Here is a 21,732-nt window from a genome sequence, read left to right on the forward strand (position 1 = left end):
TTTTTATTCCGATCAGTGACTTGCACAAGCAACTGCGGAAACCGTGACGTCCCGGCTTGCCGCTGTCACCTCGCAGGCCGCAAGATGCGGACCGGTCCGGGGAGTCCGAGTGCATGAGCGTGGCAGTGCGAGGAAGGTCTGCGCGTGGATGGGGGCTGGCAGTCATGCTGCTGGCCGTGACCGCGTGCCGTGAACCGGCCAACGATCCGGCCAGGCCGGCAGCCGAACCAGTTGCGGCGGTGCAGGCGATGGCCCTGCGCCTGGCCGAGGACGATCTGGTCGGCTATGCAAAGCTGTCGGTTCCGCCCAGCCAGTACCAGCGCCTGCACCAGGCCTGGGCCGAGGGCCGCAGCCAGTGGCCGCTGACTGAACTGCCACTGGGCGACCAGCTGCTGCCGATGCTGGCCGCACTGCGCACGCCCAATGCCGGTGCCGAACTGCAACGCAGCTTCGACCGCCAGCTGGCCGGCCAGGCCGGTGCCGTGCGCCAGGCCGCGCAGTCGATGGGCAACTTCGGCGTGCAGTACCTGCGCCACCAGAAGGGCTATACGCCCGGCCAGCAGGCCCATTACATCGCCCTGGTGGAAACCCTCGCCAGCTGGGCGCAGGGCGCGCCGATCAGTGACCGTGCGCGTGCACGCAGCACGATCGCCGCGCTGGTGGGGGCCGCCGGCAAGGTCGGCTTCGACGATGAGGCCGGCCTGCAGGCCGCGGGCATGGAAGGCAGCCTGCAGCAGCTGGCGCCGTTCATCCATACCCTCAAGGCGGTGTTGGGCAGCTACGGGTTGGGCGTGGATGACGCACTGCGCAGCGTGCGCGGTGAACTGCTGTCGGTGGAGGGCGACAACGCGCTGGTACGCCTGCACTACGACCTGGCGGGGCGTGAGATGACCCTGCAGCTGCCGCTGAGCCGGCGCGAGGGCCACTGGTATCTGACGCGCACCCTGGCCGATACCGATGCCCTGCTGCGCCAGGCCGATGCTGCCCGCGCCGCTGCGTCGCCGTCACCGGCTGAAGCCCCCGCCGAGGGTGGGGAAGCGGCAACGCCGCCGCCTAAGCCATAATGGCGCCGATGTCGAAACAGAACCCGCTGCCGTTCCCCGGCGAAGAATCCCAGTCGACGCCCGCCGATACGGTGCCGGCGTCCCCCTCGACCGGTACCGGCCCGAACCCGGTACCGCCGCCCGCGCACGCGCGTCCGGCCGGCCGCCGCCCGCTGTGGGCTCGCCTGCTCGGCCGCCTGGTCGAGCCGTGGCTGTCGCTGAAGATCGAACCGGAAGACCCGGGCCAGTACAACGATGGCCGCCCGGTCATGTACGTGCTGGAAGACTACGGCCTGTCCAATGCGCTGATCCTGGACAAGGCCTGCCGCCAGGCCGGCCTGCCATCGCCGCTGGTGCCGCTGGCCGGTGACCCGACCGGCCGCAAGCGCGCCTACCTGGCGCTGTCGCGGCGCAGCTCCAGCAACTCGCTGATTCCCGAGCAGCGCGGCGCCAAGACCCATTCGGACTCGCTGGCCAAGGTGCTGCAGGCTCATCGCGTGCGCGATGACCTGGACGTGCACCTGGTGCCGGTGTCGATCTTCGTCGGCCGCGCGCCGGACAAGCAGAGCGGCTGGTTCGCCGTGCTGTTCTCGGAAAACTGGGCGCTGGTGGGTCGCTTCCGCCGCCTGCTGGCGGTGCTGCTCAACGGCCGCAGCACCATCGTCCGCTTTGCCCCGCCGATCTCGCTGCGCAGCACCGTGGACGAAGGCCTTGAGCCGGAGCGCACGGTGCGCAAGCTGCAGCGCGTGCTGCGTACCCATTTCCGCCGCATCCGTGAATCGGTGATCGGCCCTGACCTGTCGACGCGGCGCCTGCTGGTCGACCAGGTGCTGGCCGCCGAACCGGTGCGCGAAGCGATCGCCGCACAGGCCAAGCGCGACAATTCGAAGCCGGCCGATGCCTGGAAGAAGGCACACGCCTACGCCTGGGAAATCGCCGCGGACTATTCCAGCCCGGTGGTGCGTTCGGCCAGCTTCATGCTCAGCCACGTGTGGAACCGCATCTATGCGGGCGTGCTGGTGCACCACCTGGACAAGTTCAAGGCCGCCGCGCCGGGCCACGAAGTGGTCTACGTGCCCAGCCACCGCAGCCACATGGATTACCTGCTGCTGTCCTACCTGCTGTACGACCGTGGCATCGTGCCGCCGCACATCTTCGCGGGTATCAATCTGAACCTGCCGGTGGTCGGTACCCTGCTGCGCAAGGGCGGTGCGTTCTTCGCGCGCCGTAGTTTCCGTGGCAATCCGCTGTATTCGGCAGTGTTCTCCGAATACATGGCGCAGCTGGTGTCAGGCGGATATTCCATCGAGTACTTCGTCGAAGGTGGCCGCTCGCGTACCGGCCGACTGCTGCAGCCCAAGGGAGGTGTCATCTCGATGACCCTGCGGGCCTATCTGCGCCAGCCGCGCAAGCCGGTGCTGTTCCAGCCCATCTACATCGGCTACGAGAAGCTGATGGAAGGCAACAGCTATCTGGACGAGCTGTCCGGCCGGCCGAAAGAAAAGGAATCGATCTGGTCGCTGCTGTGGGGCATCCCCAAGGTGCTCAAGCAGAACTACGGCCAGGTGGTGGTGAACTTCGGCGAGCCGATCGAGCTGACAAGTGTTCTTGCAGCCAATGCTCCCGAATGGGATGGCCGGGCTGTGCCGGAGGATGAGAAGCCGGCTTGGCTGATGAAGACCGTCGATACTCTCGCGCAGAGCATCAACGTGCGCGTCAATGCCGCCGCCGACGTCAACCCGATCAACCTGCTGGCGCTGGCCCTGCTGTCCACGCCGAAGCACGCGATGGGCGAGGCCGACCTGATCGCGCAGATCGAGCTGTGCAAGACCCTGCTGGTCGAGATGCCGTACTCGGACCGGGTGACGGTGACCCCGCACTCGCCGGAGCGGATCATCGCCCATGCCGAGGAAATCAACGTCCTCACCCGCATCAAGCACCCGCTGGGCGACGTGCTCAGCGTCAGCGGCGATACCGCGGTGCTGCTCAGCTACTTCCGCAACAACGTGGTGCACCTGTTCACCGCCTCGTCGTGGGTGGCCTGCTGCTTCCAGAACAACCGCCGCATGAGCCGCACCGGCCTGGTCCAGCTGGGCCGTACGGTATACCCGTTCCTGCAGGCCGAGCTGTTCCTGCCGTGGAGCGAGGACGAGTTCGCCCAGCGCATCGACCGGACCATCGACGTGTTCGTGCGCGAAGGCCTGCTGCAGAACGTCAACGATGACGATGGCGGCATCCTGGCGCGCAACACCGGGCAGACCGACGAGGTGTTCCGCCTGCGTGCGATCGGCCATTCGCTGCAGCAGGCGTTCGAGCGCTATTACATCGCCATCTCGGTACTGGTGAAGAACGGCCCCGGCGTGCTCGGCGCGGCCGAGCTGGAAAGCCTGTGTCAGCAGGCCGCGCAGCGGCTGAGCCTGCTCTATGCACCGGCGGCACCGGAGTTCTTCGACAAATCCCTGTTCCGTGGCTTCATCCAGAAGCTGCGCGAGCTGCGCCTGGTGTGGCCGGACGAGAACAGCAAGCTGCTGTTCGACGAACGCCTGGACGCCTGGGCCAAGGATGCCAAGTTCATCCTCGGCCGCGAGCTGCGCCACACCATCGAGCGGGTCAGCCCGGAAGCGGCCCGTCCGGACGAGCCTGCGCCGCAGGATTGAAGGCAGCGCCCGGCGATGCCCGGCGAACGGCATGCCAACCAAGGTTGGCATCTACCGGGGCGAAGCAGTAGATCCACGCCATGCGTGGATGGGCCACCGCTCAGGCCGGTTCGTCGGGAATCTGCAGGCTTTCCAGCCTGGCGATGCAGTCCTTCAGCTGAAGCTTGCGCCGCTTCAGGCGCTTGGCTTCCAGCTCGTCCTCGCCATTGGCGGCCATGCGGGTGATCTGTTCATCCAGCAGGCGGTGCTCGGCGCGCAGGGCGGCGAGGTGCTCGACGATCTCGGCGGGGCTGTAGGTGTCCACAGCCTCCGAGCATACACAGCGATGATGACTGCCGGGAGAGGGGAATCCCGACCCCCGGCCGTGGCCGCTCCGAGCCGTTAGAATGGAACCCATGAGTGCCGTGATTTCCCTTCCCGATCCCCAGCCGCGCATCGCCCGTGATCCGCGCGTGGCCGAGCGCGAGCAGCACAAGCTGGCCAAGCGCCTGCGCCGCCAGGTCGGCGAGGCGATTGCCGACTTCGGCATGATCGAGGCCGGCGACAAGGTCATGGTCTGCCTGTCCGGCGGCAAGGACAGCTACACCCTGCTGGACGTGCTGCTGCAGCTGCAGAAGAAGGCGCCGGTGCCGTTCGAGCTGGTGGCGGTGAACCTGGACCAGAAGCAGCCGGACTTCCCCGAGCACGTGCTGCCGGAGTACCTGGCCGGGCTGGGCGTGCCGTACCACATCATCGAGCAGGACACCTATTCGGTGGTCAGCCGGGTCATCCCGGAAGGCAAGACCATGTGTTCGCTGTGCTCGCGGCTGCGTCGTGGCGCGCTGTACAACTACGCCGAACTCCATGGCTTCACCAAGATCGCGCTGGGCCACCACCGCGACGACATGGTGGCCACGTTCTTCATGAACCTGTTCCACCACGCCAAGCTGTCGGGCATGCCGCCGAAGCTGCGCAGCGATGACGGCAAGCACGTGGTGATCCGGCCGCTGGCCTACGTGCGCGAAAGCGACATCGTCGAGTACGCACAGGCCCGCCAGTTCCCGATCATTCCCTGCAACCTGTGCGGCAGCCAGGAGAACCTGCAGCGCCGCCAGGTCGGCCTGATGCTGAAGCAGTGGGAAAAGGACCACCCGGGCCGCATCGAGCAGATCGCGCGTGCCATGGGCGAAGTCCGGCCCTCGCAGCTGGCCGACACCACCCTGTTCGACTTCATGGCGCTGGGCCGTCGCGACGACGCGCCGCTGCCCGACGCCCATGCCTGGCTGGCCGGTTCCCCGGCCGACGCCGACGCAGATCCCGAGACGCCCACCGTTTAAGGTCGGTCGCCCTTCCTCTTTGCCATCCGGAATTCCATGTTCTTTCGCAACCTGACGTTCTTCCGTTTCCCGACCACCACCGATTTTTCCGAAGTCGACACCCTGCTGCCGCACGCGCTGCTGAAGCCGGTCGGCGCACTGGAAATGAATTCGCGCGGCTTCATCTCGCCGTTCGGCCGCGAGGAGAAGGAACTGCTCTCCCACCGCATCGCCGAACATCTGTGGCTGACCGTGGGCGGCGAGGACAAGATCCTGCCGGCGGCGGTGGTCAACGACCTGCTCGAGCGCAAGCTGGAGGAGATCGAGGAGAAGGAAGGCCGCCGCCCGGGTGGCCGCGAGCGCAAGCGCATGAAGGACGACCTGCTGCATGAACTGCTGCCGCGCGCCTTCGTGAAGTCCTCGCGCAACGACGCCTTCATCGACCTGCAGCACGGCTACGTGGCGGTGGATACCTCCAGCCGCAAGACCGGCGAGTACTTCATGTCCGACATCCGCGGCCTGCTCGGTAGCTTCCCGGCGATGCCGCTGAATGCCGAAGTCGCACCGCGTTCGATCCTGACCGGCTGGATCGCCGGCGAGCCGCTGCCGACCGGGCTGAGCCTGGGCGAAGAGTGCGAGATGAAGGACCCGGTGGAAGGTGGCGCGGTGGTCAAGTGCCAGCACCAGGAACTGCGCTGCGACGAGATCGACAAGCACCTGGACGCCGGCAAGCAGGTGACCAAGCTGGCGCTGATCTTCGAAGACAACCTGTCCTTCGTGATCGGCGACGACCTGATCGTGCGCAAGCTGAAGTTCCTCGACGGCGCCCTGGACCAGCTGGAGCATGCCGACGAAGACGGCCGCCGCGCCGAGTTCGATGCCCGCTTCGCCCTGCAGAGCGCCGAGATCCGCCGCCTGTTCCTGTTGCTGGAAGAAGCCTTCAAGCTCAGCAAGGCTGACTGAACAGGCAGCCCGACGGCCGCCGGTCATCCGGCGGCCCGAAGCGGCGCTATGCTGGGCGCATGAGCCGTCTGCTGCGCCGCCTGATCAGCCCGACCCCGCCCGCCACCGTACAGCGCGACACCGTTCGCCTGCGCCTGGAGGATGCCGAGATCGAGGTGCTGCGCGTGCGCGATCCACGTGCGCGCCGCATCAAGCTGAGCGTGGACGAACGCGGCGCACGTTTGACCCTGCCGCCGCGCGCAAGCCTGGTGATGGGCGAACGCTTCCTGGAACAGCACCGCGACTGGCTGGCACTGCAGCTTCGCCAGTACCAGGGCCAGGGCCTGCCGGCACCGCTGCAGCCGGGCGAAGACGGCGTGCTGCCCCTGCGTGGCGAACTGCTGCCGCTGCGCTGGCAGGAAGGCCGCTACGCGCGGCTGGAGATCGACGAGCACGGCGCCTGCGTGCAGTGGCCGACCCGCGGCGGTGATGCCACCCTGCGCCGCCTGCTGCGCGAGTTCTACGAAGCCCAGACCCGCGCCGACGTTGGCCGCTGGCTGCCGAAGTACCTGCCCACCCTGCCGCGCGCACCCAGCCGCCTGCGTCTGAAGGTGATGTCCTCGCAATGGGGCTCACTTGCCCCGGACGGCAGCATGGCACTGGACCTGGCCCTGGTGCTGGGCCGATCCGAGGCGTTCGAGTACGTGCTGGTGCACGAACTCTGCCACCTGATCCAGCCGAATCACTCACCCGCGTTCTGGCACGAAGTGGAACAACGCTTCCCCGCCTGGCGCGAACAGCGCGATTACTTCCAGCTCGAAGGGCGCCGCTTGAAAGCTATGCTCCGCCAGCTGCTGTAGAGCCGAGCCTATGCTCGGCTAACGCGCGTAGCGCGGATATTCAGCCCTCGCGATCAACAGCAGCCGAGCATGGCTCGGCTCTACAAAAGCGCGCGCAGCGCGCGACCCGCTTTCGCTCCTGCTCTTCTTTCTTTCTTCCGTGGTGGGCACACCGGAAAGTGTCCGTGGCCGGGTGGGGTGGGTTGCGCAGGGGCGTGAGCCGCATGGGCCCGAGGCATGCCTCGGGCGGGTTGGGCAGGACGCCCAAGCCCGGTCTTGCCGTGTGCGCAGGACAGCGCACACGAGCAAGCGGCGACCGAGCTTACAGGGGTGAAGGCGCTTTGCTTGCGAAGCACTGCTTCGCAAGCGCCTGAACGCACAGCCGCCAGCGGCTGGGCCGGGCCCCGGAGGGGGACTTGCAGCGACCCCTGCGCAATCCACCCCACCCGGCCAAGCACGGCTTCTGATCTGAACGACCCACCACGAGGGGCTCAGCCGTTGGCCGAAACCCTCACCCCGCCCGCAACGCCGCCGCCGCCGCCCACCGCGCCGCCACCCGCGGCGCCGTAATGCACACCGCCTGATCGGTCACCGTGGTCACCGCGCGCTCCAGCAGCTGGATATCCGCCTCATGCTGGCGCGCCACATGCGGATCCTCGAAGAAGATCGCGCGCTGGCAACGCCCCTCCAGCACCCGGTCGGCAATCTGCGCATCACCGCCCATCGGGCCGCTCTGGTAGCGCGTCACCCACGGCGTATCACGCGGCCAGCCCCGGCTCCAGGCCAGCTCGTTCAAACGCTGGCCGGTGGTCCCGGTGGCCACCCGCTCACCGAACCGGGCCAGCACATCGAAGTGCTCATCGGCGAAGGCCAGCATCGCCGGCTTCATCGCATCGTGCGCGATCAGCGCCAGCGTCTGGCCTTCGAACGCATGCAGGTCGTCGGCGCCGGCATCTGCTGCCAGCCCGGCGTGGACGCGCTCCACCTCCACCCAGTCGCGTGCGGTGGCCACGGTCGAAATGAACGGCTTGCCGTGGATCACGCACTGCCGCTTGAGCGCGGTTGCTTCCGGAAACACCGAGGATGGATCGACCGGGTCGATCAGGTAGATCGCGCCATCCAGTGTCCGATCCGGACCCATGCCAACGACTTCGGCGACCAGCTTCATCAGGCCACCCTCGCGTCCGTAGGGATAACGGTGCAGGCCCGCGTACCCGGTCAGGAAGCCCTGCCGTTCGATCGCGTCATGGGTGCGGCCGACCGCATGCAGCGACACGCCCAGCTCGCGCAGGCCGGCCTCGCTGCTGCGCAGCCAACGGAACAGCGCAGCGCGCGCGTCGTGGTGATGAAGACGGTTGGCAGCCAGGCCGATGCGCATCGAACGCTCCGCAGGTACGGGTGAAGGCGGCAGTGTATGTCGGCATTCCCCCATCTGGATGCTTTTACAACTTTCTTCATTGCCGTCGGCCCGCGCGTCGATAGCGTGGCAGGCAGCGGTACCGCAGCGCGGCCGTTCCTTCCGCCCGCGAGATGAGGATGCCTACCGTGAATGTCGCCGGCTTCCCGGCAGCCATTGCTGTCATGGCCAGCCTGCTGCTGCCTGCCGCGGCCTCCGCCACGGGCTGCAGCACACCGCTGCGCATCGCCTGGCCGTCCGACCGTGATCCTTTGTCGTCCAGCGAACAGGGCGAAGCCCGGGGGCTCGGCGCGGCGTACCTGAAGCTGCTGGGCGGGCAACGGCCACTGCAGCTGTTGCCCGTGCCGGCCACCAGCGTGGACCGGGACGAGCTGCCGGCCGGCACCCAGGCGCTGCTGGGATGGCCACGCTCGCAACTGCCTGCCGGATGGGTGGTCAGCACGCCCTACCTGCAGCTGCCACAGGTGATCGTGCGCCGGGAGGATGCGCCGCCGGTGCTGGGCCTGGAAGATCTACGTGGACGCATTGTGGCCAGCCCCAGCCGGGTGCCGCTGCAGGGGCTGCTGGCCGAGCAGGCAGCGGGTGCACAGCTGCTGCCTCCGGCAGCGCTGGACGATGCACTCCCGCTGCTGGGTACCGGATTGGTCGATGCGGTGGTCGCCAACCTCGGCGACGTCGAGGCGGCGTTGCGCCGCTACCAGGGCGGTGCACTGCTGATCGCCGCGCCGGCCGGTTTCGATGATGCCCTGGTGCTGGCGACCACGCCCGCCTGCGCCGATGTCATCGCCGGCTTCGAACAGGCGCTGTCGCAGCTGACCGACACCGAACGCGATCAGATCCGCGCGGCCTGGCTGCCGGACCGGCCGCGCAATGCTCCGTCATCGTCGCCCCTGCGCTGGCTGGTGCCGGCCTCGCTCATCCTGCTCGCCCTGGCGCTGGTCCATGCCTTCGGCTACTGGCGGGTCCATCGCGAGAGCGTGCGCCGCCGAGGGGTGGAGCAGCGCCTGCAGGAGGTGACCGCGAACCTGCCGGCGGTGGTCTACCAGGCGCGTCGTTCGGCGGGCGGCCACTACAGCTTTCCGCAGATCGCCGGGGACGTGCAGGCCCTGTTCGGAATCAGCGTGGAGACCGCGCGGATCGATCACCAGCGGTTGTTGGCCGCGGTCCACCCGGATGACCGCAACCAGGTGATGGCCTGCGTCGAGATGGCTGCATTGGCGCGTGGCCCGATCGACGTCACCTTCCGCACCCGCTCGCCACAGGGCTGGCGATGGGTGCGCTCGCATGGGCGGCCGTTGTCCTGCGACGACAGCGACGTCGAGTGGAGCGGCTACTGGATCGACGTCAGTGAGGTGCAGTCACGTACCCGCGCGCTGGCCGAAGCGCGCCGCGAGGCCGAGCAGGCGGCACAGGCCAAGGCGCACTTCCTGGCAACGATGAGCCACGAGATCCGCACCCCGATGAGCACGCTGCTGGGCATGCTCGAACGGCTGGCGGGCAGCAGGCTGGAGCCGCGCCAGCAGCAGGTGCTGGCCACCGTCGATGATGCCGCGCGGATGCTGCGGCAGATCCTCGACGATGTACTGCACAGCCAACGCCTGGAGGGCGCACCACTGCAGCTGCGGCCCACCGACCTGGCGGCACTGGTGCGCGCGGTGCAGCAGCTGCTGATGCCGGTGGCCGCCAGCCGAGGCCTGCACCTGCAGGTGGTGCTTGATCCGGAGATGCAGCCGGGATCGCTGGCCGATGGCCTGCGCCTGCGCCAGATCCTGTTCAACCTGGCCGGCAACGCGTTGAAGTTCACCCGGCACGGCCACGTGGAACTGCAGGTGCAGGTACTGCAGCAACGCGACTGGGGCCAGCGGCTGCGCCTGCAGGTAAGCGACAGCGGCGTGGGCATCAGCGAGGAGCGCCAGCAGGCGGTGTTCGCTGCCTATACCCAGGCGGAGCGCTCGACCACGCGGCGCTTCGGCGGCAGTGGGCTGGGCCTGGCGATCTGCCGCGAGCTGGCGATCTCGATGGGGGCGGAGCTGCAGCTGCGCAGCTCACCCGGGAAGGGCACCACGGTGTGGCTGGATCTGGACCTGGATGCCTGTGAGGCACCCGTGGCCGCGCCCGCGCCGGCGGTTGCGGACGAGCGTCCATTGCCGGCGGCGCGCGTGCTGATGGCTGAAGACCATCCCACCAACCTGCATCTGCTGGAGCAGCACCTGTGTGCGCTCGGGCTGCAGGTCCACGCCTGTACCGATGGACGGTCGGCGCTTGAAGCATGGCAGGCGCAGCCGTTCGACCTGGTCATCACCGACTGCCACATGCCGGGCATGGATGGCTTCGCGCTGGCACGGGCGATCCGTGCCGATGCCTGCCCGGCGCGTGCGCAGTTGCCGATCATCGCGCTCACCGCCAGCGTGATGGAAAGCACCCGCGAAGCCTGTCGTGCGGCTGGCATCGACCACTTCCTGGCCAAGCCGGTGGAGCCGCACGCACTGCGGGCGCTGCTGGCGGCATTGCTGGTACCGGACTCAGTGGGCCAGTAGCCGCACGATGCTGGCGGCGGCATCGCGGCCTTCGGCCACGGCGGTCACCACCAGGTCAGCACCGCGCACCGCGTCACCACCGGCGAACAGGCGCGGATGCGCGGTCTGGAATGGCAGGCGGTCCTTGCCGCCGGCCACGATGCGTCCGTTGGACTGGCCTTCCACGCCCAGCTCGGCCAGCCACGCCGGCACGCTCGGTGAGAAGCCGAAGGCGATGATCACCACGTCCGCTTCCAGCAGCGATTCACTGCCTTCGATCGGCACGGCGTTCTGGCGGCCGTTGGCATCGGGCTCGCCCAGCCGGGTTTCCACCACGGTCACGCCGATCACTTCATCGTCGGCGCCGGCTTCGATCGACAGCGGCTGCCGGTTGAACAGGAAGCGCACGCCTTCTTCGCGGGCATTGGCCACTTCGCGCGCGCTGCCGGGCATGTTGGCTTCGTCGCGGCGATAGGCACAGGTGACCTTGGCCGCGCCCAGCCGCACCGCGCTGCGCACGCAGTCCATGCCGGTATCGCCGCCACCGAGCACCACCACGCGCTTGCCGTTGAGGTCGGGCAGGGCAATGGTGTCTTCCCAGCCGGCAATCGGCCGACCCTTCGGGTCATCGCCGCCCACAATGCGGCTGTTCTGTACCAGGAACGGCAGGGCCGGCAGCACGCCCTTCAGGTCCTGGCCGTCGAGGCCACCATCGGTGTAGCGGTAGGCGCCGGTGCCGACGAACACCGCGTCGTGGCTGTCCAGCAGCTGCTGCACGCTCAGGTCACGGCCGATCTCCACGCCGAGGCGGAACTGCACGCCCATGCCCTCCAGCACTTCGCGGCGGCGGTGGATCACGTCCTTGTCCAGCTTGAAGCTGGGAATGCCGAACTGCAGCAGGCCGCCGATCTGCTCATAGCGGTCGTAGACCACGGCGGCAATGCCAGCGCGGGCGAGGCGATCGGCGCAGGCCAGGCCGGCTGGACCGGCGCCGATCACCGCCACGCTGTGGCCGCTGGGCTGCACCGCGCCCAGGTCAGGGCGCCAGCCGCTGGCCAGCGCGGTATCGACGATGTACTTCTCCACCGCACCGATGGTGACCGCACCGAATTCCTCCAGCGTGCAGCTGCCCTCGCACAGTCGATCCTGCGGGCAGACCCGGCCGCACACCTCCGGCAACGGGTTGGTGCTGTGGCACAGCGTGGCGGCTTCGTGGATGCGGTTCTCCTGCACCAGCTGCAGCCACTGCGGAATGGCGTTGTGCACCGGGCACTTCCAGCTGCAGTAGGGGTTGCCGCAATCCAGGCAGCGACCGGCCTGGTACTGGGCGTCCTCCTTGCCGAACTTGCCGTACAACTCGCCCCAGTCGCCGGACGTGCGCAGTTCCACCGGAATGCGCTGCGGCATGGTGCGGGGCAGGTCGAGGAACTGGAAGGCGTGCTTGCGGCTCATGGCGGGCTCTTTGATGTTTTCCGGTTGCCGGCCAGCGGCCGGCACTACGTGATCCTGGGTTGCCGGCCAGCGGCCGGCACTGCCGTTAGGCGGCGCGTCGCAGGGTTTCGGTCAGCGACTCGATGCTGGCGGCCTTCGGTTTGACCAGCCAGAACTTGCCGATGTAATCGCGGAACTCGTCCAGGATCTGCTGCGCCCAGATGCTGCCGGTCAGCTCGCGATGGCGGCCGATCAGGCGGTGCAGGTGCTGGCGGTAGTTCTCGAAGCCTTCGGCGGAGACGCGATGGATGTCGATCAGCTCGTGGTTGTAGCGGTCGACGAAATCGCGGTCGACATCCAGCACGTAGGCCAGCCCGCCGGTGAAACCCGCACCGAAGTTCAGGCCGACCTTGCCCAGCACCAGCACCACGCCATCAGTCATGTACTCGCAGCAGTGGTCACCGGCACCTTCGACCACCGCCAGCGCGCCGGAATTGCGCACCGCAAAACGCTCGCCGGCACGACCGGCAGCGAACAACTCGCCACCGGTGGCACCGTACAGGCAAGTGTTGCCGATGATGGCGGTGCTGCGTGCCTCGAAGCGCGCGCCGCGCGGCGGACGCACTACCAGGCGGCCGCCGGCCATGCCCTTGCCGACGTAGTCGTTGGCTTCGCCTTCCACTTCCAGGTGCAGGCCGCCGACGTTGAACGCGCCGAAGCTCTGCCCGGCACTGCCGCGGAAACGCAGTTCCAGCGGCGCCTCGGCCATGCCCTGGTTACCGTGTGCGCGTGCCACCGCACCGGCCAGGCGGGTGCCGATGCTGCGGTCGGTGTTGTGGATCAGGAAGCGGTGTTCGCCACCGCGCTTGTGTTCGATGGCCGGGGCCAGCAGGCCGTCCATCTGCGTGGCCAGGCTGTCCGGCGATTCGTACAGGCGCTGCGCGGCACAGTGACTGCCCTCGTAGCGGGCATCGGCCAGCAGGCGTGACAGGTCCACGCGCACGCCGTCGCGCGGCGCCGCCTCGATCTGCCGCAGCAGGTCGGTGCGGCCCACGATTTCTTCCAGCGAACGTGCGCCCAGGTAGGACAGCCAGCCACGCACTTCCTCGGCCAGCAGGCGGAAGAAGTTCTCCACGCGCTCGGGCTGGCCGGTGAAGTGGTTCTCGCGCAGGCGCTCGTCCTGGGTGGCCACGCCGGTGGCGCAGTTGTTGAGGTGGCAGATGCGCAGGTACTTGCAGCCCAGTACGATCATCGGTGCGGTGCCGAAGCCGAAGCTGTCCGCGCCCAGCAGCGCGGCCTTGACCACGTCCAGGCCGGTCTTCAGGCCGCCGTCGGTCTGCAGCAGGGTGCGCCCGCGCAGGTCGTTGGCCAGCAGCGCCTGGTGCGCTTCGGCCACGCCCAGTTCCCACGGTACGCCGGCATAACGGATCGAGCTGACCGGCGAGGCGCCGGTGCCGCCGTCATGGCCGGAGATGGTGATCAGGTCCGCACCGGCCTTGACCACGCCCGCGGCAATCGTGCCGACGCCGGCATGGCTGACCAGCTTCACCGACACCAGCGCGGTCGGGTTGACCTGCTTGAGGTCGTAGATCAGCTGCGCCAGGTCCTCGATCGAATAGATGTCGTGGTGCGGCGGCGGCGAAATCAGGCCGATGCCCGGGCGCGCATAGCGCAGCCGCGCGATCAGTTCGTTGACCTTGTGGCCGGGCAGCTGGCCGCCTTCGCCGGGCTTGGCACCCTGCGCGACCTTGATCTGCAGCACCTCGGCATTGACCAGGTATTCGGCGGTGACGCCGAAGCGGCCCGAGGCCACCTGCTTGATCTTGCTGCGCTTGGCGGTGCCATAGCGGGCGGGATCCTCACCGCCTTCGCCGGAGTTGCTGCGACCACCGAGGCGATTCATCGCAATCGCCAGCGCCTCGTGTGCCTCAGGGGACAGTGCACCCAGGCTGATCGCCGCGGTATCGAAGCGCGGGAACAGCTCGCTGGCCGGTGCCACGTCATCGAGTGGTGTCGGCGCAGCGGCCGGCACCAGTTCCAGCAGGTCGCGCAGTGCCGACGGCGGACGCGCGTGCACGGTATCGCAGTACTGCTGCCAGGCACGCGGATCGCCGCTGCGCGCCGCGCGCTGCAGGGTGGTCACCACGTCCGGGTTGTACATGTGGTACTCGCCGCCGTGCACGTACTTCAGCAGGCCGCCGACATCCACATCCTGCTGCGCGTCCCAGGCCTGCGCGCACAGCTCGCGTGCGTCGGCATCCAGGCGCGCGAAACCGGCACCACCGATGCGCGAAGCGGTATCCGGGAAGCACAGGTCCACGACTTCCGGTTCCAGGCCGATGATCTCGAACAGCTGCGCGCCGCGGTAGCTGGCCACGGTACAGATGCCCATCTTCGAGATGATCTTCGACAGGCCCTTGTACACGCCCTTGCGGTAGCGGCGGCCGATCTGCGACTGCTCACCGCCCTTGCTGAGCTTGAGGATACCGCGTCGGCCCAGGTCGAACAGGGTCTGATAGGCCAGGTACGGATACACCGCGGTAGCGCCGAAGCCCAGCAGGCAGGCCATGTGGTGCGGGTCGCGCGCGGTGCCGGTCTCGACGATGAGATTCACGTCGCAGCGCAGGCCCAGCCGCGAGAGGTGATGGTGGATGGCGCTGGTGGCCAGCAGCGCATGCACCATCGGCCGCCCGGCCACCGGGTAGCGGTCAGACAGCAGCAGCATCACCATGCCGTCGCGCGCGGCCTGTTCGGCCTCGGCACAGATACGCTCGATGCCGGCGCGCAGGCCCTCGTCTTCGCTGTAGGACAGGTCCAGCAGGCGGTTGGCCTGCACGTACTGGTCCATCTTCAGCAGCTGGCGCAGCTTGCGCTGGCTCAGTACCGGCGAGTTGAGGATGACGTGGTTCACCGTCTCCGGACCGGCATGGAAGATGTTGGTCTCCTTGCCGAGCTGGGTGGACAGCGACATCGCGCAGTCTTCGCGCAGCGGGTCGATCGGCGGGTTGGTGACCTGCGCGAAGGCCTGGCGGAAATAGTCGTACAGTGGACGGCTGCGCTGGCTCAGCACCGCCATCGGCGTGTCGTCGCCCATCGAGCCGGTGGCTTCCTGTTCGGTCTCGGCCAGCGGCCGCAGCACCTGTTCCACTTCCTCTCTGCTGAGCTGGTAGAGCTTGTGGTAGCTGCGCAGGGTGCCTTCGTCGAAGGGTTCCTCCACCAGCGACGGGTCGATCAGTTCGGTCTGCAGGTAGGTCACGCCCTGCTGCAGCCATTGCTTGTACGGCGCGCGACCGCGGTTGATGCGATCCACCGCATCGGAGTCGAGCAGGTCACCGCGCTTGAGATCGATGGCCACCATTTCGCCGGGGCCGAGCTTGCCCTTGCGCACCACGCGCTCGGTCGGCACTTCCCACACACCCGCTTCGGAGGCGACCAGGAAGTGGCGGTCGGCGGTCAGCATCCAGCGCGCCGGACGCAGGCCGTTGCGGTCCAAGGTGCACACCGCATAGCGGCTGTCGCAGGCGACGATGCCGGCCGGGCCATCCCACGGTTCGCTGTTGAGCCCATGGAACTCGTAGAAGGCGGCCAGGTCCGGATCCTTGAATTCCAGCGACTGGGTGGCCGGCGGCACCAGGATGCGCAGCGCCTGGATCAGCTCCATACCACCGGCCACCATCAGCTCCAGCATGTTGTCCAGGCTCTGCGAGTCAGAGCCGTGCATGGAGATGACCGGGTCGAATTCACCGATGTCGAAGCGCGGCGTCTTCCACACCTTGCTGCGCGCCTGGGCCCAGCGCCGGTTGCCTTCGATGGTGTTGATCTCGCCGTTGTGGGCGAGCATGCGGAACGGGTGCGCCAGCGGCCAGCGCGGCAGTGTGTTGGTGGAGAAGCGCTGGTGGAACACGATCGCGCTGGAGGCCAGCTCGCGGCGCTGCAGGTCCGGGAAGAAACGGCTGAGCTTGTCCGGCAGCACCATGCCCTTGTAGCTGATCGCATCCGGGGTGAGGGTGGTGACGTAGAAGTCGGCGTGTTCGCGCAGCTGCTGTTCGCTGCGGCGACGGGCCAGGAACAGCGCCAGCGCGAAGCCGGCATCGTCCTGGCCGATGCCGGCGTCGACGAACACCTGCTCGATGCGCGGCAGCGTGTCGCGCGCCAGCTGGCCGCAGACGCTGTCATCGGTGGGCACCTCGCGCCAGCCGGCGACCTTGCAGCCGACCGCTTCCACCTGCGCCTGCAGCTGCGCGCGGCAGGCCTGCGCCGCGTCGGCGTCGTGCGGCAGGAACACCAGGCCGGCGGCGAAACGCGCAGCGACCGCGATGCCGGCTTCGCTGGCCAGCAGTTTCAGGAACGCATCGGGGCGGCGCAGCAGCAGGCCGCAGCCATCGCCGGTCAGGCCATCGGCGGCGACACCGCCACGATGGGTCATGCGCGAAAGCGCGGCGATGGCGGTATCAACCAACAGGCGCGATGGTTGATCGTCGAGCTGGGCGACCATGCCAAATCCACAGGCATCGCGCTCGGAGCGCGGGTCGTAAAGCCCTTGGCGGTTGCGGGGGGCCATCTCTACCTCGATGCGGAATGAATTGAACGGGGACACTCAAGCCCGCTCAATCCCTGGAGCGCATCGTGAGGCCACCGGATGCCTCGACTAGATCACAGGTTGCTGCAACGCCGCAATACACGGTTGCAGGTGCAACAGAACGCGCCGGCAACCCAGTGCCGGCGCGGGGCCGGACTCAGCCGCAGCGCGCGCCGCTGACGGCGCCCTTGGCGTCCACTTCGATGTTCAGGCGGTCGCCGAGGAACTCCATCGTGGCCACGTCGTTGGGCTTGAGCACGCGCACCTGGTTGGCGCCGGCATCTTCCTGCGCCTGCTTGCCCAGCGCGTCGGTGTAGGTCTGGCCGACCAGGCTCTGCACCTGGCTGGCATCGCAGGTGCCGACCGGCGGAGCCTCGGTGGCCTTGCCGGCTTCGTCGGCCGGCGCCTTGGCGGCTTCGGCGGCCTGCTGGGCGTGGGCCGTGGCCGAATCCTGTTCATCCAGCGCCGGTGCCTGGCAGGCGGTCAGCGCCAGCACGGCCGGCAGCAACAGGGCGGAGAGCGAACGGGCGCGAATCGGGAACGACATCATGACTCCGGAAGGGGTTGTGAAGACCCGAGCATAGCGGCGAACCGGCCCTCACGTGTTTGTCTTGTGTTATCGACAGGATCGCGGCATGGCGACGGCGACACTACCGACATGGCAACCCCCTCTACTCCTGAACGACAGGCCGCGCGCGCGGCCGGCCTGCGCTATGTCGATGACACCCAGCCGGGCATCAGCCGGCGCCGCGCCGGCAAGGGTTTCAGCTACCGCGATGCCGATGGTCACGCGATACGCGACGCCACCACCCTGCAACGCATCCGGGCGCTGGCGATTCCGCCGGCGTATACCGCCGTATGGATCTGCGCCCACGCCAACGGCCACCTGCAGGCCACCGGCCGCGATGCACGCGGACGCAAGCAGTACCGCTACCACGCCGACTGGGCCAGGGAGCGCGACGCCGGCAAGTTCGACCGCATCATCGCCTTTGGCGAGGCCTTGCCTACGCTGCGGCGGCGGTTGTCGCGGGATCTCAAGCGACCTGGGTTTCCGCAGGAAAAGGTGCTGGCCATGGTGGTGGCGCTGCTGGCCGACACCCTGGTGCGGGTCGGCAATGAAACCTATGCACAACAGAACCGTTCGTTCGGACTGACCACACTGCGCAACCGCCATCTGGAACTGCTGCGCGGCGGCCGGGTGCGCATGCGCTTCCGCGGCAAGTCCGGGCAGCTGCAGGAGGTGACCGTGGGCGACCGCAGGCTGGGACTGCTGGTGAGGCGTCTGCAGCAGCTGCCGGGACAGGCGCTGTTCCAGTATCGCGATGAAGACGGCACGCCGCAGCCGGTGGATTCCGGCGCGGTGAACGACTACCTGCGTGAAGTGATGGGTGAGGACTTCACTGCCAAGGATTTCCGCACCTGGGGCGGTACCGTGGCGGCGGTGCAGGCGTTCGCGGCCACCGAGCTGCCGGAACCGGCCAGCCAGCGCGCGCTGGCCCAGGCGCAGCGCGCGGTGGTGTGCGAAGTGGCATCGCTGCTGGGCAACACTCCGGCGGTGTGCCGCAAGGCCTACATCGACCCGTGCGTGTTCGCCGGCTGGGAACGCGGCGAACTGGCCACGCTGGCCGGCCTGCGCGGGCCGCGCCAGTGGGAACAGGCCACCCTGCGCGTGCTGCGCAGGGCGCGCAGGTTCAGCCGCAGTAGATTGCGGTGATGTTGTTGGTGCGGCCCTTTTCGATGGTCAGGCGGTCGCCGCCTTCGTGCGCCGGGGGCACCCGCGGGCCGTCGTGGCGCAGCACCCGCACGTGCAGGCTGTCGCTGTCCACGCGTGCGCGGGCCACGGTGGCGTCCGAAGCGGCCAGGCCGAGTGCGCCGCGCACCATGTCGCTGTGGCACTGCCCGGAAATGACGCCGTCGATCGGCTGCACCTGCGCCATTGGCGTGCTGCTGCAGGCGGCAAGGGCAAAGCAGGCGGCGGCGATGGCAAGTTTCATGGAGGCGTTCCTTGTTTGATTGCGTGCAGGGTGCGACGTCAGACGTGGTGGCGGAATGAATGCCGTGCACATCGTGGACACGGTGCGCTCACTGCCGCCAACAGCATAGGTGGAGACACTGCAGGCGCGGCGGATGCCGCCCGGGGTAGTGCCGGCCGCTGGCCGGCAACCCCATTCCCCCCGAGGAGACCTGCATGGCCACCGCCAAGAAGACCCCCGCCCGCCGCAAGGCATCGCCGAAGGTGCGCAAAGGCAGCACCGCAACCAATACCGTCGCCGACCCCGATCGCACGCGCGTGGTGAAGACCGCAACCCGCAAGGCGGCTGCCGGCGATCCGCGGGCAGCGCGCGTCGCGGCCCGGCAGCGGCGCCTGCAGGACCAGGAAAAGGCCAAGGATGTGCGCGCGGCAAAGAAGGCAACAAAGAAGACCGCGACCCAGGCAGGTGCACGCCGTCAGCCGGAGGCGATGCCGGCGCAGCAGCTGGCCAAGCCAGGGCATGAACACGAACTGGAGCTGGCGCCGCGTTTCCTTGCACCGGACTACACCGGCAGCGGCAAGCTGCAGGGCATGCGTGCGATCGTCACCGGTGGCGATTCCGGCATTGGCCGTGCAGTGGCGGTGCTGTTCGCACGCGAAGGCGCCGATGTGGCGGTACTGCACCTGGACGAGGCTGAGGACGCGGACATCACCCGCCAGCACGTGGAGCGCGAAGGCGGCCGCTGCGTGGTGATCGCCGGCGACGTGCGCGATCCGCGCTTCTGCAACAAGGCGGTCAAGCAGGTGGCCAAGGCGTTCGGCGGCATCGACATCCTGGTCAACAACGCCGCGTTCCAGCTGCATTGCGAGCGGCTGGAAGACCTGGAAGACGCGCATTTGCAGGAAACCCTGCAGACCAACATCGGCGGTTACATCCAGATGGCGCGCGCGGTGCTGCCGCACTTGGGCGAGGGTGCCAGCATCATCAACACAGGATCGGAAACGGGAATCTTCGGCAGCAAGGCGCTGATCGACTACTCGGCCACCAAGGGCGCGATCCATGCGTTCACCAAGGCGCTGGCCAGCCAGCTGCTGCCACGTGGCATCCGGGTCAACTGCGTGGCGCCGGGGCCGGTGTGGACGCCGTTGAACCCCGCCGACAAGCAGGCCGAAGATGTTGCGGAGTTCGGCAAGGACAGCGACATGGGGCGGCCCGCACAGCCTGAAGAACTGTCGCCGGCCTATGTATTCCTGGCCTCGCCGGTCTGTGCCAGCTACATCAGCGGGGTGATCCTGCCGGTGATGGGCGGGCCGCACGGCTGACGCACCGATTCTGCCGGAAATGGCCGTCGGCGCGGCCGATGCTCCGGTAGTGCCGGCCGCTGGCCGGCAGCCTCAGGGCACGGTCACCGCAGGCGCATAAAGATCGGCAATGCGCGGAATGAACTGCTGTGGATTGGCACCGACCAGATTGGTCAGCACCACCACCGCGACGTCGCGGTCGGGATAGACCACGAAGGCCGAGCGCGCACCGCCGATACCGGCCACCTGCAGGTCGGGCGATGTGCGCAGCACCGGCCAGCCGCCCGCCCATGGGCCGGCACGGCCATCGGTGAGGCGCTCTGCGGTCCACATCCTCTTCCGAGCTGCATCCTGAAGCAGGCGCCCGTCGGTCAACGCGACCAGCCAGCGCGCGGTGTCGTCGGCGGTGGTGAGGATGCCACCACCGGCCCACAGTGAAGGCGGCATGTCGTAGAACCAGTGCGACAGGCGGGACGGTGCATCCGCAGCGTCGGTGGCACGCGGGGCCAAGCTGTACATCGTCGCCGCATCCGGAATTAGGTCGTAGCTGTCGCCGAAGGTGGTGCGGGCCATGCGCGCGCTGCTGAACTGGCCGGTGGCGAGGAAACGTTCGTAGGGCATGCCGGATTGCTGCGCGATGATCCGTGCCAGCAGTACGTAGTTGGTCTGGTTGTAGGCGAAGCGCTGCCCGGGTGCGGCTTCGACCGGCCGCGCAGTGACGGCTGTCCACGCCTGCGCTTCGGAGCCACCGCCCAACAGCCCGTTCGCATCAAGGATGTCCGGAAGGCCTGAGGTATGCGCAAGCAACTGGCGTACGCGTACGTCTCTCCACGCTGCCGGAAGATCATCCAGGTAACGCGAGGCCGGCGCGTCCAGATCCAGCTGCCCCTGCTGGGCCAGCTGAGCGGCAGCCACGCCGGTGAACGCCTTGGTGGCCGAATTGAGCGGAAAGCGGGTGTCGCGCGAGGCGAGCACACCGTTCTCGACATTGGCCAGGCCGTAGGCCTCGGATAACACGATCTGCCCGTCTTTGATCACCGCGACCTGCAGCCCGGGAATGCGCTGCTCCAGCATGATCTGGCGGATCAGCCGGCGGGTCTGGTCGTTGGCCTGGTCCTGGCTGGCGGAGATGGCGGCGAAGGGCAGGGCAGTGATGAGCATGAGCACGACTCGAAGCATTGGGCGGAACATGCGGGATTCCGGCGGGGCGTCGAGGATCGGATGCAGCGGGCGCGTCAAAGGTTTAAGCGCGAGGTGTGCCTACCGTTCGTCGGCCCATGACTTCCGGGGGGTTGACTACAGTTGTCGTCACGCAGACAGTGGCGACACGTGTAGTCAAGGGAGTGGTGTCATGCGTGGCAAGACGATCGGGGACCAGGAACTGGCCCTGCTGCAGTACATCGATGAACATGCGCCGGCCAGCGTCGGCGAGGTCGCCAGTGGCTACGGCGAGGCCCGTGGCCTGGCCCGGTCCACCGTGCTGACGATGATGGAGCGGCTGCGGGCGAAGGGGTATCTTCGTCGCCAGCAGCAGGACGGCGTCTACCGCTACCAGGCCACGCGTGGCCCGGAAAGCGTGCTGCAGGGTGCAGTGGCCCAGTTCGTCGACAACACCCTGCAGGGCTCGGTGTCGCCGTTCGTGGCCTACCTGTCGCAGCGCCAGCAGGTCAGCGACAACGAGCTGGCCGAGCTGGAAGCGCTGGTCGCCGAACTCCAATCGCGCCGCCACGAGGGCTGAG

16 protein-coding genes are annotated in these 21,732 nt (G+C 68.1%); 9 read left to right on the forward strand and 7 right to left on the reverse strand.

All coding sequences use genetic code 11. The features are described 5' to 3' along the window. Window positions 1-113 precede the first annotated feature (113 nt). Window positions 114-1,064 (forward strand): hypothetical protein, encoded by a 951-nt coding sequence (locus ACZK13_RS00250; protein ID WP_317618052.1) that lies wholly within the window; start codon window positions 114-116, stop codon window positions 1,062-1,064. Beyond that, window positions 1,064-3,700 carry a glycerol-3-phosphate 1-O-acyltransferase PlsB gene (gene plsB / locus ACZK13_RS00255; RefSeq protein WP_125893005.1) on the forward strand — a complete coding sequence of 879 codons (2,637 nt, stop codon included), beginning with the start codon at window positions 1,064-1,066 and terminating at the stop codon, window positions 3,698-3,700. The genes ACZK13_RS00250 and plsB overlap by 1 nt, the downstream gene beginning before the upstream one ends. A gap of 100 nt (window positions 3,701-3,800) precedes the next feature. Here the strand turns inward: plsB and ACZK13_RS00260 are convergent, their stop codons facing one another. Beyond that, entirely contained in the window at window positions 3,801-4,004 is a 204-nt protein-coding gene (locus tag ACZK13_RS00260; protein WP_005421068.1) for a YdcH family protein, read from the reverse strand. Window positions 4,005-4,095: 91 nt separating this feature from the next. Here ACZK13_RS00260 and ttcA point away from each other — a divergent pair, with 91 nt between their 5' ends. The 3 genes from ttcA to ACZK13_RS00275 are packed head-to-tail and all read left to right on the forward strand — an operon-like array spanning window position 4,096 to window position 6,797. Next, on the forward strand, window positions 4,096-5,016 hold the full coding sequence (gene ttcA, locus ACZK13_RS00265) for a tRNA 2-thiocytidine(32) synthetase TtcA (protein WP_180837745.1): 921 nt from the start codon (window positions 4,096-4,098) through the stop codon (window positions 5,014-5,016). 36 nt (window positions 5,017-5,052) lie between these two features. Next, complete coding sequence (locus tag ACZK13_RS00270) at window positions 5,053-5,958, forward strand: recombination-associated protein RdgC (protein ID WP_005411825.1); 906 nt, start codon at window positions 5,053-5,055, stop codon at window positions 5,956-5,958. Window positions 5,959-6,017: 59 nt separating this feature from the next. Continuing rightward, window positions 6,018-6,797: a M48 family metallopeptidase gene (locus ACZK13_RS00275; protein ID WP_125893009.1), complete on the forward strand. Its 780-nt coding sequence runs from the start codon at window positions 6,018-6,020 to the stop codon at window positions 6,795-6,797. A 490-nt stretch (window positions 6,798-7,287) separates the two neighbouring features. Here ACZK13_RS00275 and ACZK13_RS00280 read toward each other — a convergent pair whose 3' ends face one another. Continuing rightward, window positions 7,288-8,154 carry a methylglyoxal synthase gene (locus tag ACZK13_RS00280; RefSeq protein WP_049422383.1) on the reverse strand — a complete coding sequence of 289 codons (867 nt, stop codon included), beginning with the start codon at window positions 8,152-8,154 and terminating at the stop codon, window positions 7,288-7,290. 167 nt (window positions 8,155-8,321) lie between these two features. Here ACZK13_RS00280 and ACZK13_RS00285 point away from each other — a divergent pair, with 167 nt between their 5' ends. Beyond that, complete coding sequence (locus ACZK13_RS00285) at window positions 8,322-10,730, forward strand: ATP-binding protein (RefSeq protein ID WP_125893100.1); 2,409 nt, start codon at window positions 8,322-8,324, stop codon at window positions 10,728-10,730. Here ACZK13_RS00285 and ACZK13_RS00290 read toward each other — a convergent pair. From ACZK13_RS00290 to ACZK13_RS00300, 3 genes are all read right to left on the reverse strand, one after another. Then, on the reverse strand, window positions 10,716-12,161 hold the full coding sequence (locus ACZK13_RS00290) for an FAD-dependent oxidoreductase (RefSeq protein WP_014035469.1): 1,446 nt from the start codon (window positions 12,159-12,161) through the stop codon (window positions 10,716-10,718). The genes ACZK13_RS00285 and ACZK13_RS00290 overlap by 15 nt on opposite strands. An 85-nt stretch (window positions 12,162-12,246) precedes the next feature. Continuing rightward, the gene (gene gltB / locus ACZK13_RS00295) at window positions 12,247-16,701 is read right to left on the reverse strand and encodes a glutamate synthase large subunit (RefSeq protein ID WP_125893011.1); all 4,455 of its coding nucleotides are present in this window, start codon (window positions 16,699-16,701) and stop codon (window positions 12,247-12,249) included. 175 nt (window positions 16,702-16,876) lie between these two features. Continuing rightward, window positions 16,877-17,266: an I78 family peptidase inhibitor gene (locus ACZK13_RS00300; RefSeq protein ID WP_004133799.1), complete on the reverse strand. Its 390-nt coding sequence runs from the start codon at window positions 17,264-17,266 to the stop codon at window positions 16,877-16,879. Between the two features lie 111 nt (window positions 17,267-17,377). Here ACZK13_RS00300 and ACZK13_RS00305 point away from each other — a divergent pair, with 111 nt between their 5' ends. After that, window positions 17,378-18,433 carry a DNA topoisomerase IB gene (locus ACZK13_RS00305; protein WP_253143508.1) on the forward strand — a complete coding sequence of 352 codons (1,056 nt, stop codon included), beginning with the start codon at window positions 17,378-17,380 and terminating at the stop codon, window positions 18,431-18,433. On the opposite strand, the gene ACZK13_RS00310 is transcribed toward ACZK13_RS00305, so the two are convergent. Then, window positions 18,411-18,713 (reverse strand): hypothetical protein, encoded by a 303-nt coding sequence (locus ACZK13_RS00310; protein WP_253143509.1) that lies wholly within the window; start codon window positions 18,711-18,713, stop codon window positions 18,411-18,413. The two genes, ACZK13_RS00305 and ACZK13_RS00310, sit on opposite strands and share 23 nt — an antisense overlap. 194 nt (window positions 18,714-18,907) lie before the next feature. Between ACZK13_RS00310 and ACZK13_RS00315 the strand changes: the two genes are divergently transcribed. Continuing rightward, a complete protein-coding gene (locus tag ACZK13_RS00315; RefSeq protein ID WP_253143510.1) occupies window positions 18,908-20,014 on the forward strand; it encodes an SDR family oxidoreductase in 1,107 nt (368 codons plus the stop codon). A gap of 72 nt (window positions 20,015-20,086) precedes the next feature. Here ACZK13_RS00315 and ACZK13_RS00320 read toward each other — a convergent pair whose 3' ends face one another. Next, a complete protein-coding gene (locus tag ACZK13_RS00320; protein WP_180837750.1) occupies window positions 20,087-21,154 on the reverse strand; it encodes a serine hydrolase domain-containing protein in 1,068 nt (355 codons plus the stop codon). Window positions 21,155-21,344: 190 nt separating this feature from the next. Here ACZK13_RS00320 and ACZK13_RS00325 point away from each other — a divergent pair, with 190 nt between their 5' ends. Continuing rightward, window positions 21,345-21,731, forward strand: a complete 387-nt coding sequence (locus ACZK13_RS00325; RefSeq protein ID WP_004133922.1) for a BlaI/MecI/CopY family transcriptional regulator — start codon at window positions 21,345-21,347, stop codon at window positions 21,729-21,731. Window position 21,732: the final 1 nt, after the last annotated feature.

The sequence above is a fragment of the Stenotrophomonas sp. 99219_Sma genome (assembly GCF_056480785.1).